Below are 15,632 nucleotides of genomic sequence, written 5' to 3'. Positions count from 1 at the left end.
GCCCCAGGGGGACTGCGACGTTTAGACCAATGGACGTGTACGGAAGTCTATGAACCATCGGCAGATCGCCAGCTACCTATGTATAATGCCGCCGCTGACCACAGGGTCACGACGGCTGACGGCTCTATCACAGGACTTTCCGCCAACTTAAAAGCCGGACCGTTACCGCGGCCCAACCGCTTGACGCTCGACTGATGCACCCAACATCACCGCGAAGAAACCTCGACATTCGGTTCACGGATGACTTTGAACGAACGCGCTTACCCGGCGCCCCTCGAGTTTCTGCGCATGCTTTAGCAAAGAAGAGAGTTAATCCGAATATGCCCACCCGCTCGAAGATCATCTATACCTTCACCGACGAAGCGCCTGCCCTCGCCACCTATTCGCTGCTGCCGATCGTCGAAGCCTTTACCGCTTCGGCCGATATCGCCGTGGAAACCCGCGATATCTCCCTCGCAGGGCGCATCCTGGCCAGCTTCCCCGAGCAACTGGGTGACAAAGCCGTAGCCGACCACCTCGCCGAACTGGGCGACCTGGCCGTTACGCCTGAAGCCAACATCATCAAGCTGCCGAACATCAGCGCCTCGGTGCCGCAACTGCAGGCCGCGATCAAGGAATTGCAGGCCCAGGGCTACGCACTGCCGGACTACCCGGAAACCGTGAGCACCGACGCCGAGAAAGACGCTCGCGCCCGTTACGACAAGGTCAAGGGCAGCGCCGTGAACCCGGTCCTGCGCGAAGGCAACTCCGACCGCCGTGCACCGCTGTCGGTCAAGAACTACGCACGCAAGCACCCGCACAAGATGGGCGCCTGGGCCGCGGACTCCAAGTCCCACGTAGCCCACATGAGCACCGGCGATTTCTACGGCAGCGAAAAAGCCGCCCTGATCGACGCCGCCGGCAGTGTGAAAATCGAGCTGATCGCCCAGGACGGCACTGCCACTGTCCTGAAGGAAAAAACCACCGTACAAGCCGGTGAGATCCTCGACTGCGCCGTGATGAGCAAAAACGCCCTGCGCGACTTCATCGCCGCTGAAATCGAAGACGCCAAGCAAAAAGGCGTGCTGCTGTCGGTTCACCTCAAGGCCACCATGATGAAGGTCTCCGACCCGATCATGTTCGGCCAGATCGTTGCCGAGTTCTATAAAGACGCCCTGGCCAAGCACGCACAAGTGCTGGAGCAGATCGGCTTCAACCTGAACAACGGCATCGGCGACCTGTACGCCCGCATCAAGGCCCTGCCGGCCGAGCAGCAGGCGCAGATCGAAGCCGACATCCAGGCGGTCTACGCGGCGCGCCCATCCCTGGCGATGGTCAACTCCGACAAAGGCATCACCAACCTGCACGTGCCGAGCGACGTGATCGTCGACGCCTCGATGCCAGCCATGATCCGTGACTCCGGCAAGATGTGGGGCACCGATGGCCAGCTGCACGACACCAAGGCCGTGATCCCGGATCGCTGCTACGCCACCATCTACCAGGCGGTGATCGAAGACTGCAAGCAACACGGCGCCTTCGATCCAACCACCATGGGCAGCGTGCCGAACGTCGGCCTGATGGCCAAGAAAGCCGAAGAATACGGCTCTCACGACAAGACCTTCCAGATCAAGGCCAACGGCGTGGTCCGCGTTTCGGACAACACCGGTCGCACCCTGCTGGAGCAGAACGTCGAGGCTGGCGACATCTTCCGCATGTGCCAGACCAAGGACGCGCCGATCCAGGATTGGGTCAAACTGGCCGTCAACCGTGCCCGCGCCAGCAGCACCCCGGCGATCTTCTGGCTGGACCCGATGCGCGCCCACGACGGCGTCGTCATCGAGAAGGTCCAGACCTACCTGAAGGACCACGACACCAGCGGCCTGGACATTCGCATCATGTCGCCTGTCGACGCGATGAAGTTCACCCTGGGCCGCACCCGCGAAGGCAAGGACACCATCTCGGTGACCGGCAACGTGCTGCGTGACTACCTGACCGACCTGTTCCCGATCATGGAACTGGGCACCAGCGCCAAGATGCTGTCGATCGTGCCGCTGATGAACGGCGGTGGCCTGTTCGAAACCGGCGCCGGCGGCTCGGCACCCAAGCACGTTCAGCAGTTGCTGGAAGAGAACTTCCTGCGCTGGGATTCCCTGGGCGAGTTCCTGGCCCTGGCTGCATCCCTCGAGCACCTGGGCGGGACCTACAACAACCCGAAAGCCCTGGTGCTGGCCAAGACCCTGGACCAGGCTACCGGTGAGTTCCTGGACCGCAACAAGTCGCCTTCGCGCAAGGTCGGCGGCATCGACAACCGCGGCAGCCACTTCTACCTGACCCTGTTCTGGGCCCAGGCACTGGCCGCCCAGGACGACGACGCAGCCCTCAAGGCCCAGTTCGCGTCCCTGGCCAAGACATTGACCGACAACGAAGAAAAGATCGTTGCCGAACTCAATGCCGTGCAAGGCAAGCCCGTGGACATCGGCGGTTACTACTTCGCCAACCCCGAGCTGACCAGCAAGGCCATGCGCCCGAGCGCCACCTTCAACGCGGCGATTGCTGCGCTGGTGTAAGGTTGTAAGGGAACACCACAAACCCCGGCCTAGTGCCGGGGTTTGTGTTTCCAGACATACCAAGCCCTCCTGTGGGAGCACAGGCACTCTCCAACCTCTCTTGACCCACTCCCGTCGGCTGCCCAGGCTGACCTTGACAGTACAATCAGACAGCCTAGCCTTAAAAACATCGTTCTAAGTACGCCCTCTTCACTGAAGGCGCATGAAGTTAAGCATGAGCGCCGAAAGCCCGGCTTGATCCAAGCACACCCTTTCAGCGTTTGTGGATGCGGGAAGTCTCGGCAAGGGAACGAGAGAGCGTCAGATCGGGCAGCACTCTGAACTGCCTACAGTTGTATCGACCTCAAGTGGAGCGAAACCGGGTTGCTCGAATCGCCTGTGTAGCGATGGCAATCCTTCTTGGTCTGGGTTTTTAACGAACGACACGCTAAAAACTCATTACCTGATTCGCATCCGTCGAGGAAGCACACCATGAAAAACAATGCGCAAATAACCCTACCCGCCCAAAGGCACTTCTCTATTGGTAACTGGAGCTTTCTGGAGCTGACAGTTTCCCCAACCCTCTATAAAAGAGACCATGACAATGAGCCCTTTGCCTATTATGAAGTGAGTAAGATCAGCTCTACGGGTGGAAGATACTCTACCGATGTTCGTACCAATGACTATGGCCAGCGATACAGCTACGCCACGGCCTCCCATGAATTACTGTTTAAAAGCGCATCCGCCGAATACCGATTCAATGCGACCAAGTTTGGAAATCAGGTCACCTATTCCACCCACTCACCGGGCGCCTCGGTCGAAGCGTTCTATTTCATATTCGATGATTTTCTCCGCATGATCGAACTTACAATGCGCAAGCCGGGTGAACCCGCCGAGGGCAAGAGAGATGAGGCCGACAGGGAGTGCGAAGTTCAGATCAACGGCCAGATCATTCAATACTCTTCAGCAGAACCTGTGCATCCCGCCCCCCAAAAAAAGGTGTCGCAAATCGTTTTCGCAGACACCGATAAATTTTCTTTTTTATCCAACGTCAATCTCTATTTTTCGGGCTGCGATGTATACCTTGAAGAGTCCCCAGGAAAAGTAAAAAGAGTTGATCGACACGGCGAGGGCAATCCAAGTGCGGCCACCAACTACTACCTTACACCGGACAAGGGCTACCCCCCCGGAATCACAAGCCTGACTATAAAAGACGGGTTTTCGGAAACGACGGCTATCGTTGAGTTCGATCACGACACGCACAATAAACAGGTCACCATGACAATTAAATCCTTTACCAACAGACTGTGCGATATCCGAGCATTCACCTACAACGAACACCACTTTCCCAATGCGATATGCATTGCCCTTTAAGAACGTCCAAACCTTGCACGGGCCAGCATCGCTGACCAGGGAAACATGAGCATAGGCATGGACATTTGCTCGGGACGGCGACTGGTCATTCATTTAATATCGACTGACCCACCGCTATCGCGAGCAAGCTCGCTTCCACGGTGGCCCATATTCCCTGCGAGAAATAAAGGAACCCCATGGACTGGCAACCCCACATCACCGTCGCCACCATCGTCGAGGACAACGGCCGCTTCCTGATGGTGGAAGAATCCAAGGGCGGACGCGCGGTGCTCAACCAGCCGGCCGGTCACCTGGACCCTAACGAAACGCTGATCGAAGCCGCCGTGCGCGAAACCCTGGAAGAAACCGGCTGGGACGTCGAGCCCACCGCCGTGGTAGGCATTTACCTGTACACCGCCCCCAGCAACGGCGTGACCTACCAACGCGTCTGTTTCGCCGCCAAGGCCTTGCAACACCACCCCGAGTATCAACTGGACGATGGCATCCTCGGTGCGAAATGGCTGACCCGCGACGAATTGCTCGAGCGGCGCGAGCACTGGCGCAGCGAGCTGATCATCCGTTGCATCGACGATTATCTGGCCGGCCATTGCCACAGTCTGACGCTGATCCGTCCTTCTCTTTAGCCTTGCGCGCCCGGGCCTGATAGAATCGCGTCCTTTTTCAAGACACTCATTGAATTCCTATGCGTGATCCAGCCCCTTCTGACACACCCAAGAAGCGCGTCATTGTCGGCATGTCCGGCGGCGTGGACTCTTCCGTTTCCGCCCTTCTGCTGATCGAGCAGGGTTATGAGGTGGAAGGCCTGTTCATGAAGAACTGGGAAGAAGACGACGGAACCGAATACTGCACCGCCATGGATGACCTGGCGGACGCCCAGGCCGTGTGCGACAAGATCGGCATCAAGCTGCACACCGCCAACTTCGCCGCCGAGTACTGGGACAACGTGTTCGAGCACTTCCTGGCCGAATACAAGGCCGGTCGCACGCCGAACCCGGACATCCTCTGCAACCGCGAAATCAAGTTCAAGGCGTTCCTCGACTACGCCATGATGCTGGGCGCCGACCTGATCGCCACCGGCCACTACGTGCGCCGCCGCGACATCGATGGCCGCACCGAACTGCTCAAGGGCCTGGACCCTAACAAGGACCAGAGCTACTTCCTGCATGCCGTCGGCGGCGAGCAGATCGCCAAGACCCTGTTCCCGGTAGGCGAACTGGAAAAGCCCGAAGTGCGCGCGATTGCTGAAAAACACCAGCTCGCTACCGCCAAGAAGAAGGACTCCACCGGGATCTGCTTCATTGGCGAGCGCCGTTTCAGCGACTTCCTCAAGCAATACCTGCCAGCCCAGCCGGGCGAGATCAAGACGACCGAAGGCGAAGTCATCGGCCGCCACCATGGCCTGATGTACCACACCATCGGCCAGCGCCAGGGCCTGGGCATCGGCGGGCTGAAAGACGCCGGGGAAGAGCCGTGGTACGTGCTGGTCAAGGACCTGGAGCACAACGAGTTGATCGTCGGCCAGGGCAACGACCATCCCTGGCTGTTTTCCCGCGCCCTGCTCGCCTCCGAGATCTATTGGGTCAACCCGATCGACCTCAGCGAACCACGCCGCCTGACGGCCAAGGTTCGCTACCGCCAGAGCGACCAACCCTGCACCCTGGAAAAAACCGCCACCGGCTACCGCGCCACCTTCGATGACCCGCAGCGGGCGGTCACACCCGGCCAATCCGTGGTGTTCTACGACGGCGACATCTGCCTGGGCGGCGGCGTGATCGAAGTCGCAGAGCCCTGGAGCAGCCAGGCATGAACCCAATCCAGGAACAACTGACGGCATTGGGCGGCGTGTTTCTCGCCGCCGTGCTGGTGGACAGGATCGCCAAGACCGGCCAGGCCACCGAAGCGGGCGTGGCCTGCATGCTCGGCAGCCTGCTGGTTCGCGACCCCAAGGACACCCTGGAAGTCTATGGCGGCGACGACCTGAACCTGCGCGAAGGCTATCGCGCGCTGATCGGCGCCCTGGAGCGCGATCCCAGCGCCTTGCAACGCGAGCCGCTGCGCTATGCCCTGTCGATGCTGGGCCTTGAGCGCCAGTTGGCCAAGCGCGACGACCTGCTGGAGACCATCGGCAAACGCTTGCCGCAGATCCAGTCCCAGGTCGAACACTTCGGCCCGGCTCACGAAAACGTCGTCGCGGCCTGCGGTTCGCTGTACCAGGACACCCTGAGCACCTTGCGCCAGCGCATCCAGGTGCATGGCGACATGCGCAACCTGCAACAGCCAAGCAATGCCTCGAAAATCCGCGCCCTGCTGCTGGCCGGGATTCGCTCGGCACGACTTTGGCGGCAATTGGGTGGCCATCGCTGGCAACTGGTGATCAGCCGCCGCAAATTGCTGAAAGAGCTTTACCCGTTGATGCGCAACGAATAAGTCGCCTCGACCTGCTTTTTTGTGGCGAAGGCGCTTGCTCCCTCGCCACAGGTAATAAACAGTTTTAGCTTGTTACGCGTAGCACGCCGGTCAGTTGGCGACGGACCGGCACTTGTTTTCATGTATGATACGCGCCCCATTTCGTTGCCCGACTGTCCGAGAACACCCCATGCAGCTCTCTTCGCTCACTGCGGTTTCCCCTGTTGACGGCCGCTACGCCGGCAAAACCCAGGCCCTGCGCCCGATTTTCAGCGAGTACGGCCTGATCCGTGCCCGCGTCCTGGTTGAAGTGCGCTGGCTCCAGCGCCTGGCCGCCCACCCTGCCATCGGCGAAGTGCCGGCGTTTTCCGCCGAAGCCAACGCGGTGTTGAACGCGCTGGCAGAAAACTTCGTGCTGGAGCACGCCGAGCGCGTCAAAGAGATCGAGCGCACCACCAACCACGACGTCAAGGCCATCGAATACCTGCTCAAGGAGCAGGCGGCCAAGCTGCCGGAGCTGGCCAATGTCAGCGAGTTCATCCACTTTGCCTGCACCAGCGAGGACATCAACAACCTGTCCCACGCCCTGATGCTGCGCGAAGGCCGTGATGAGGTGATGCTGCCCCTGATGCGCCAGACCGCCCAGGCCATCCGCGAACTGGCGATCCGTTTCGCCGACGTGCCGATGCTGTCGCGTACCCACGGTCAACCGGCTTCGCCGACCACCCTGGGCAAGGAACTGGCAAACGTGGTCTACCGCCTGGAGCGCCAGATCGCCCAAGTGGCCGCCGTGCCGCTGCTGGGCAAGATCAACGGCGCCGTGGGCAACTACAACGCCCACCTGTCGGCCTACCCGGACATCGACTGGGAAGCCAATGCCCGCGCCTTCATCGAAGACGAGCTGGGCCTGAGCTTCAACCCGTACACCACCCAGATCGAACCGCACGACTACATCGCCGAGCTGTTCGATGCGATCGCGCGCTTCAACACCATCCTGATCGACTTCGACCGTGACATCTGGGGCTATATCTCCCTGGGCTACTTCAAGCAGCGCACCATCGCCGGAGAAATCGGTTCTTCGACCATGCCGCACAAGGTCAACCCGATCGATTTCGAAAACTCCGAAGGCAACCTGGGCATCGCCAACGCGCTGTTCCAGCACCTGGCGAGCAAACTGCCGATCTCCCGCTGGCAGCGCGACCTGACCGACTCCACCGTGCTGCGCAACCTGGGCGTGGGCTTTGCCCACAGCGTCATTGCCTACGAAGCCAGCCTCAAGGGCATCAGCAAGCTGGAACTGAACGAGCAGAAGATCGCCGCCGACCTCGACGCTTGCTGGGAAGTTCTCGCCGAGCCGATCCAGACCGTGATGCGCCGCTACAACATCGAAAACCCGTATGAAAAGCTGAAAGAGCTGACCCGTGGCAAGGGCATCAGCCCTGAAGCGCTGCAGACTTTCATCGATGGCCTGGACATGCCTGCCGCGGCCCGCGCGGAGCTGAAGAAGCTCACGCCGGCCAGCTACATCGGCAACGCGGCGGAACAAGCCAAGCGCATCTGATCCACGGCCTTACCTTTGAGACGCCCGGCCGCGCCGGGCGTTTTTATTCGCGTCTGAAAAGTATATTTTTTCAATAGGTTACACATGAATCCTGATATTCCTCTGCAACTCCTGGGCGGCATCACGGCACGGGAATTCCTGCGCGACTACTGGCAGAAAAAACCCCTGCTGATCCGTCAGGCGATTCCTGACTTCCAAAGCCCGATCGACGCCGATGAACTGGCCGGCCTGGCCCTGGAAGAAGAAGTCGAATCGCGCCTGGTGATCGAACACGGCGAGACCCCTTGGGAAATGCGTCGCGGCCCGTTCGCCGAAGACGAATTCAGCAAGTTGCCGGAGCGCGAGTGGACCCTGCTGGTGCAGGCGGTCGATCAGTTCGTACCGGAAGTCGGCGAGCTGCTGGAGAACTTCCGCTTCCTGCCGAGCTGGCGCATCGACGACGTGATGATCAGCTTCGCCGCCCCCGGTGGCAGCGTGGGTCCGCATTTCGATAACTATGACGTGTTCCTGCTGCAAGGCCATGGCCAGCGCAACTGGAAAATCGGCCAGATGTGCGACTCCGAAAGCCCGCTGCTGCAGCACGCCGACCTGCGCATCCTCGCCGACTTCGAAGCCACCGACGAGTGGATCCTGGAGCCGGGCGACATGCTCTACCTGCCGCCGCGCCTGGCGCACTGCGGCGTGGCCGTGGACGACTGCATGACCTACTCCGTGGGTTTCCGTGCACCAAGCGCCGCTGAAGTGCTGACTCACTTCACCGACTTCCTGAGCCAGTTCCTGCCGGACGAAGAACGCTACACCGACGCCGACGCGCGCCCGGTAGCCGACCCGCACCAGATCCAGCAAGACGCCCTCGACCGCCTCAAGGGCCTGCTGGCCGAGCACATGAGCGACGAGCGCCTGCTGCTGACCTGGTTCGGCCAGTTCATGACCGAGCCGCGCTACCCGGAACTCGTGGTAGGCCCGGAAATGGAAGATGACGAGCTGTTGGCCGGCCTGGAGCAAGGCGCGGTGATCATCCGCAACCCAAGCGCGCGCCTGGCCTGGTCGGAAGTCGATGATGACCTGCTGCTGTTCGCCAGCGGCCAGAGCCGTTACCTGCCGGGCAAGCTGCGCGAACTGCTGAAAATGATCTGCGCCGCCGACGCCCTGCACAGCGAAAACCTCGGCCCGTGGTTGGCCGACGAAGACGGTCGCAGCCTGATCTGCGAGCTGGTCAAGCAAGGCAGCCTGGGGTTCGCCGATGAATAAAATCCACGTTCGTGTCGCAGACTGGCAAAAGGATAACGCCGAGATCCGGCGCATTCGTGAGACCGTATTCATCGCCGAGCAGTCCGTCCCGCCCGAGCTGGAATGGGATGCCGACGACCAGGGCGCGGTGCATTTCCTGGCGTTTGAAGGCGATTTCCCCATCGGCACCGCGCGCCTGTTGACCGACGGCCACATCGGCCGTGTCTCGGTCCTCAAGGACTGGCGCGGCCTGAAGGTGGGCGATGCGTTGATGCACGCGGTGATCGCCGAAGCCGAGAAACGCGGGCTCAAGCAGCAGATGCTCAGCGCCCAGGTGCATGCCACGCCGTTCTACGAGCGGTTGGGGTTTGCAGTGGTCAGCGAGGAGTTCCTGGAAGCCGGGATTCCTCACGTGGACATGGTGCGGCGCTCGGCCTGAAACCGCAGTGCGGCCATCGCGAGCAAGCTCGCTCCCACAGGAGGCCGGCGGTGAACCCATGATTCATGTACACCTGCCCCCCATGTGGGAGCGAGCTTGCTCGCGATGAGGCCCTCAAGCCTTACCAAAAAACGCCCCGCCATCCCCCGATGCCGGGGCGTTTTGCCGTCTACCATTCAACTTGCCCCATCCGGGGCCGACAAACTGGCAATATCAAGCCTTTGTCTCGCGGAGAAATGGACATGCCTCTACGCACCCTCCTGGTCACCCTGCTGCTCGGTTGCAGCCTGTCGGTCATGGCCGATACGCAAATCGTGCCGCTGAACTACCGCACCAGCGCCGACCTGTTGCCGGTGGCGCAGAATTTCATTGGCAAGGACGGCCAGGTCAGCGCCTACGGCAACCAACTGATCGTCAACGCCGAGCCCGGCAAGATCGAAGAGCTGCGGCAATTCCTGGCCCAATTGGACACCGCGCCCAAGCGCCTGCTGATCACGGTCGACACCAACGAAAACAACCTCCAGGGCGACCAGGGTTACTCGATCAACGGTGCCGCTCCCAGCCAGACCCGCATCATCAACCGCAGCACCGCCAGCCGCGACGGCGGCGTACAGCAGGTGCAGGCCAGCGAAGGCCAGCCGGCGCTGATCCAGGTAGGCCAGAGCGTGCCATTCACTAGCAACCAGACCGACAACTACGGCCGCATGCAGAGCCAGACTGAATACCGCAACGTCACCCAGGGTTTTTATGTCACGGCCAGCGTCACCGGCGAGACCGTTCATCTGAGCATCAGCACCAATCGTGACCGCATGAGCCAGGAACGTCCCGATGTAGTGAACGTTCAGAGTACCGACACAACTGTCAGCGGACGCCTCGGCGAATGGATCACCCTGGCCGGCGTGAATCGCCAGACTCAGGCCGACAAACAAGGCCTGACCCGCAGCTACTCGACCCAGGGCCGCGACGACATGATTTTGCGGGTCAAGGTCGACACCCTGAACTGAAGCACCAAAAACTGACTGATGAGTCGTATTAGACCAAAGATGTAGTGCTATAAAAAAAGCACTACAAAACGTTTGACGAGCCAAAAAACCGAAGGCATGATGGCCTCGCTCCCGCTAATCAGGGGCCCTGGCAAGGGCCTTCGGGTCGACGCTTGCAACTATCCTGCGAGCCGATTCGTGTCTGTACCGCCCACAAGGTGTGTTTGACGAGGTTGCGACTGGAACGAAGTTGTCCCGAGGGACGGAAGCGTAACTAGGTAACCCGGCATCACTCTGAGTTCGTATTAAAGGCCCACGACGCCCGAATGCGCCCGCAGTTCGCCCCTACCTGCTCACTTTCCCCTCGAGCCCATCGTTCATCCCGTCGCCACCTCGCCTGAACCGACTTGTACGCCAACCCCTGGTCGGCAGGAGCAGGAATTTTCCACCAAGACCTATGCGACGAGGTTTATCTCCATGGCACTGACACGCGAACAGCAAATTGCAGCCCTTGAAAAAGACTGGGCTGAAAACCCGCGCTGGAAAGGCGTGAAGCGCAATTATTCCGCTGCTGACGTCGTCCGTCTGCGTGGCTCGGTTCAACCTGAGCACACCTTTGCGAAAATGGGCGCCGAGAAGCTGTGGAACCTGGTCACCCAGGGCGCCAAGCCAGCCTTCCGTCCCGAGAAAGATTTCGTCAACTGCATGGGCGCCCTGACCGGCGGCCAGGCTGTGCAGCAAGTCAAGGCGGGCATCCAGGCGATCTACCTGTCGGGCTGGCAAGTGGCTGCGGACAACAACTCCGCCGAGTCGATGTACCCCGACCAGTCGCTGTACCCGGTGGATTCGGTTCCAACCGTGGTCAAGCGCATCAACAACTCGTTCCGTCGCGCCGACCAGATCCAGTGGAAAGCCGGCAAGAACCCGGGCGACGAAGGCTACATCGACTACTTCGCACCGATCGTGGCTGACGCCGAAGCCGGTTTCGGCGGCGTCCTGAACGCCTACGAGCTGATGAAGAGCATGATCGAAGCAGGCGCCGCCGGCGTTCACTTCGAAGACCAACTGGCCTCGGTGAAAAAATGCGGCCACATGGGCGGCAAGGTTCTGGTTCCAACCCAGGAAGCCGTGCAGAAGCTGACGGCTGCCCGCCTGGCCGCCGACGTTGCCGGTGTACCGACCATCATCCTGGCCCGTACCGACGCCAACGCCGCTGACCTGCTGACCTCTGACTGCGACCCGTACGACCAGCCGTTCGTGACCGGTACCCGCACCCAGGAAGGCTTCTACAAGGTGCGTGCCGGTCTCGACCAGGCCATCGCCCGTGGCCTGGCCTACGCGCCGTACGCCGACCTGATCTGGTGCGAAACCGCCAAGCCGGACCTGGACGAAGCCCGTCGCTTCGCCGAAGCGATCAAGAAGGAATACCCGGACCAACTGCTGTCGTACAACTGCTCGCCTTCCTTCAACTGGAAGAAAAACCTGGACGACGCGACCATCGCCAAGTTCCAGCGCGAACTGTCCGCCATGGGCTACAAGCACCAGTTCATCACCCTGGCCGGCATTCACAACATGTGGCACAGCATGTTCAACCTGGCGCACGACTACGCCCGCAACGACATGACCGCCTACGTGAAGCTGCAAGAGCAGGAATTCGCCGACGCCGCCAAGGGCTACACCTTCGTGGCTCACCAGCAGGAAGTGGGCACCGGTTACTTCGACGACATGACCACCGTGATCCAGGGCGGCACTTCGTCGGTGACCGCACTGACCGGCTCCACCGAAGAAGAACAGTTCCACTGATTCACACGCTTGCCTCGAGTAAGCGGCCCTTGCGGACCGGATAAAAACTAACCGCAAAGCCGACGATCTGAAGCCCCGACTGGTTCGGGGCTTTTTTTTTGCCGGTTTTTACACTTTGAAGTGACTGACCAGTTGCTGCAACTGGTTACCCAGGCGCGCCAGCTCGATGCTGGAAGCGGCGGTTTCTTCGCTGGCCGAGGCGGTCTGTTCGGATACATCGCGCACGCTCAGAATACTGCGGCTGATGTCCTCGGCCACCGAGCTTTGTTGCACCGCAGCAGCGGCAATCTGCTGGTTCATGGCCTGGATGCCGGAAACCGCCTGGGTGATGTTGCCCAGGGAGATGCCGGCCTTGCCGGCCAATTCCACGCTGCTGTCGGTCAGTTCGCGGCTGTTTCGCATGATGCTCGACACCTGGCGCGTGCCGTTCTGCAGGCCCGCCACCAGGCTTTCGATCTCTTCGGTGGAATGCTGGGTACGCTGGGCCAGGCCCCGCACTTCGTCGGCGACCACGGCAAAACCGCGCCCGGCGTCACCCGCGCGAGCGGCCTCGATGGCGGCGTTAAGGGCCAGCAAGTTGGTCTGCTCAGCCACCGCCTTGATCACGTCCATGATCTTGCCGATGCGCGCGCTTTCTTGTTCCAACTCACCCATGGCGTCGACGGAGCGCCCGACTTCGCCGGCCAAGCGCTCGATCTGAACGATGGCCTGGGCGACCACCTGGTCGCCGATACGGGCCTGCGCATCGGCCTCTGACGCGACTGCGCAAGCCTGTTCGGCATTACGCGCGACTTCATGCACGGTGGCCGACATTTCCTGCATGGCGGTGGCTACCTGGTCGGTCTCGGTCTTCTGGCTATTGACCCCGGCACTGGTCTGCTCGGTGACCGCCGATAACTCTTCGGCGGCGCTGGCGATTTGGGTGACGCCATCGCGGATGCCACCGATCAGCTCGCGCAACGTGGTGCCCATGCGCTGGATACCTTGCTGCAGGACACCCAGTTCATCACCACGGGTCACGACCATGTCTTGGGTGAGGTCGCCTGCTGCAATGCGATCGACCACAGCCAATGTGTCCTGCAATGGCCGCGTAATCTGGCGAGTGATGACCATGGCCGCAAGAATCCCCAACAACATCGCCAAAGCAGTGCAGCTCAACTGCAGGATGCGGGCCTGAGCGCTGTCTTCGTCACGGGAGGTCAGTTGGCTGGCATACATTTCCTCAGTCAGACGGGTGATGGTGTCACCCGAATCGATAGTGTCCTGCACAGCCTTGCCAATGGCCTGGTTACTGGCGGTGAAGTTCTGCACCGACTGGCGGTAAGCAATCAGTGCGGTTTCCAGCTGCTTGATGGTGTCGGCATAGCTCGGGCCGAAAGCACTATTAAGGGTTTCGATACCCTTGAGCGCATTTTCGAGCTGGCGGGTGGCGGCTTGTTCGGTGGCACTGTTGGGGTTGCCGGTGTAGCCCCGCACTTCATAACGCACCAGAGCCACGTCCTCCTTGGCCTTGAGGATGATCCTGTACAACTCGAAACGGCGCTCATCCGAGGCAGGCATTGCCTCTACGTCATTGATGACCTTGGCAATCAGCGCGGCGCCCTTGACCGCATTGACGCCCATCTCCTTGCGCATGGCCGCGTCATTGCGATAAGCCTCGCGCATCGTATTCAGTGCCACCTGATACTGCTTGCTGGCCTGCTCGATCAGCGCAAGCTTTTTCAGGTTGTCAGGCTTTCTCAACTCGTTCGCAAGGCTTTTCTGCTTGGCGACAAACTGCTCCAGCGACGCCTGGATCAATGCCCCCTTTTGCTCATCGCCCTTGTCCAGCTGGTATTGCAAACGAGCCCTGCGCAGGTGATCGAGGCGGTCGCCGAGTTCGGTAATGCTGGTCATTCGATCAGTGCGCTCGACCATTTTTCCCAGGCTGAACCAGCCGCTCGCGGCCAGGATAGCGGTCAGCAGCAGCACAACGGCAAAGCCCAAAGCCAACTTGAGCATAACGCTCATATTCGCGAACCAAGAATTCATGACATTCCTTTGGTAATCAGCCGCGAGCGATGGGAACTGACGCAGCTATCTATGGAGGGGGAGCGATTTTCTAATCAATATTGATATAGATGATTAGATGAGCGAGCGGCAAAGATAGCTATTTGCCATCAATCCTTCAAGGCTCTAGGCCAGGCCTCTTGCCGATTTTTTGCTGGCACAGCGGTTTCGTTGGACGCTCCAATGCCCCGGGCGCAGTTTCTGGATGGGCTCGGCTAAGCGACCTCGATCTGATGGCCGAGGTTTTTTTACCCGTTTTCTTTGAAGCCACCTACGCTGTAAGAGCAAGCCTGCACCTGTGGAAGCCAGGCTTGGCTGCGATGAACGACAAGGCAGTCTGCCTCGGGACCGCATTGCCGACATCGCGAGCAAGCCTGGCTCCCACGGGAGCAGTCCCTCATGCAGATCCACCCCTCACCGAGCCCTTCCCTTCGATGCGCCGATAGAAAAATTGATCGAACGCAGTATTGGGCAGTCCGAAAAGGAGTAAAACGTCCGACGCTGACAATTGCAGTAGCGACGATTAAGACAGCTTCTCAGACACGACACTAAGTGCACTGTAGAAAAGGCCGGCACAGATAATAATAATTATCATTTGAAAGTCGTTATCATTGTTACATTCCGCACGAAATATTATTGATGAATAACCGGCCAACGCCCACGGGGCCGGGGCCGCAGGGTCCTGGAGGCGCGCTATGTCCTTATTCCAATAAATAATTTCGCTATAGGAATTTTACTTGCCCGGTGTTTAGCCATAAAATCACCGCGATTGATTGCTGCGACATATCGTCACTGCGTTATTTCATTCAAGCTCAGAGACCTTTGCTCTCTGTTAAGGATTTCCAGCATGTCCGAAGCGACAGGACTCATGGCCCACAACTGGGGCTTTGCCATTTTCCTTCTGGGCGTTGTTGGCCTGTGTGCTTTCATGCTCGGTGTGTCGAGCCTGCTTGGGTCAAAAGCCTGGGGCCGCAGCAAAAATGAACCGTTCGAGTCCGGCATGCTGCCTACCGGTGGCGCCCGCTTGCGGCTCTCAGCCAAATTCTATCTGGTCGCGATGCTGTTCGTGATCTTCGATATCGAAGCCCTCTTTCTCTTTGCATGGTCTGTGTCCGTCCGCGAAAGCGGCTGGACCGGATTCGTCGAAGCTCTCGTTTTCATAGCAATTCTGTTGGCAGGTCTTGTCTACCTTTACCGGGTGGGGGCACTTGATTGGGCTCCGGAAGCTCGGCGCAAGCGGCAAGCGAAGCTGAAACAATGAG

The 15,632-nt window shown here is 59.9% G+C and carries 12 protein-coding genes and 1 pseudogene; 11 read left to right on the top strand and 2 right to left on the bottom strand.

Annotation, left to right across the window (positions count from 1 at the left end):
* Positions 1-320: 320 nt before the first annotated feature.
* From AO356_RS22150 to aceA, 10 genes are all read left to right on the top strand, one after another.
* The gene (locus AO356_RS22150) at positions 321-2,546 is read left to right on the top strand and encodes an NADP-dependent isocitrate dehydrogenase (protein WP_060741558.1); all 2,226 of its coding nucleotides are present in this window, start codon (positions 321-323) and stop codon (positions 2,544-2,546) included.
* A 471-nt stretch (positions 2,547-3,017) separates the two neighbouring features.
* A complete protein-coding gene (locus tag AO356_RS22145) occupies positions 3,018-3,899 on the top strand; it encodes a hypothetical protein (protein ID WP_060741557.1) in 882 nt (293 codons plus the stop codon).
* A gap of 176 nt (positions 3,900-4,075) precedes the next feature.
* On the top strand, positions 4,076-4,522 hold the full coding sequence (locus tag AO356_RS22140; protein WP_060741556.1) for an NUDIX hydrolase: 447 nt from the start codon (positions 4,076-4,078) through the stop codon (positions 4,520-4,522).
* A 59-nt stretch (positions 4,523-4,581) separates the two neighbouring features.
* On the top strand, positions 4,582-5,706 hold the full coding sequence (gene mnmA / locus AO356_RS22135; protein ID WP_060741555.1) for a tRNA 2-thiouridine(34) synthase MnmA: 1,125 nt from the start codon (positions 4,582-4,584) through the stop codon (positions 5,704-5,706).
* A complete protein-coding gene (hflD, locus tag AO356_RS22130; protein WP_060741554.1) occupies positions 5,703-6,326 on the top strand; it encodes a high frequency lysogenization protein HflD in 624 nt (207 codons plus the stop codon). The genes mnmA and hflD overlap by 4 nt, the downstream gene beginning before the upstream one ends.
* Positions 6,327-6,495: 169 nt before the next feature.
* Complete coding sequence (gene purB, locus AO356_RS22125; protein WP_060741553.1) at positions 6,496-7,866, top strand: adenylosuccinate lyase; 1,371 nt, start codon at positions 6,496-6,498, stop codon at positions 7,864-7,866.
* An 84-nt stretch (positions 7,867-7,950) separates the two neighbouring features.
* Complete coding sequence (locus AO356_RS22120) at positions 7,951-9,117, top strand: cupin domain-containing protein (protein WP_060741552.1); 1,167 nt, start codon at positions 7,951-7,953, stop codon at positions 9,115-9,117.
* Positions 9,110-9,535, top strand: coding sequence for a GNAT family N-acetyltransferase (locus AO356_RS22115; protein ID WP_060741551.1), 426 nt, complete (start codon positions 9,110-9,112; stop codon positions 9,533-9,535). The genes AO356_RS22120 and AO356_RS22115 overlap by 8 nt, the downstream gene beginning before the upstream one ends.
* Positions 9,536-9,777: 242 nt before the next feature.
* Entirely contained in the window at positions 9,778-10,539 is a 762-nt protein-coding gene (locus AO356_RS22110) for a secretin N-terminal domain-containing protein (protein ID WP_060741550.1), read from the top strand.
* 456 nt (positions 10,540-10,995) lie between these two features.
* The gene (gene aceA, locus AO356_RS22105; protein WP_014337679.1) at positions 10,996-12,321 is read left to right on the top strand and encodes an isocitrate lyase; all 1,326 of its coding nucleotides are present in this window, start codon (positions 10,996-10,998) and stop codon (positions 12,319-12,321) included.
* Between the two features lie 108 nt (positions 12,322-12,429).
* Here the strand turns inward: aceA and AO356_RS33440 are convergent, their stop codons facing one another.
* Together AO356_RS33440 and AO356_RS33435 are read right to left on the bottom strand one after the other, a co-directional pair.
* A complete protein-coding gene (locus AO356_RS33440; RefSeq protein ID WP_371919209.1) occupies positions 12,430-13,134 on the bottom strand; it encodes a methyl-accepting chemotaxis protein in 705 nt (234 codons plus the stop codon).
* A gap of 198 nt (positions 13,135-13,332) precedes the next feature.
* Positions 13,333-14,217, bottom strand: a pseudogene (locus tag AO356_RS33435) (methyl-accepting chemotaxis protein); the annotation flags it as partial.
* A 1,000-nt stretch (positions 14,218-15,217) separates the two neighbouring features.
* On the opposite strand from AO356_RS33435, the gene AO356_RS22095 reads away from it, so the two are divergent.
* Positions 15,218-15,631, top strand: a complete 414-nt coding sequence (locus tag AO356_RS22095) for an NADH-quinone oxidoreductase subunit A (RefSeq protein ID WP_003203367.1) — start codon at positions 15,218-15,220, stop codon at positions 15,629-15,631.
* Position 15,632: the final 1 nt, after the last annotated feature.

Source organism: Pseudomonas fluorescens, from assembly GCF_001307275.1.
Taxonomy (GTDB): Bacteria; Pseudomonadota; Gammaproteobacteria; order Pseudomonadales; family Pseudomonadaceae; genus Aquipseudomonas; species Aquipseudomonas fluorescens_AA.
This window is presented reverse-complemented; position numbering and strand designations above follow the sequence as displayed.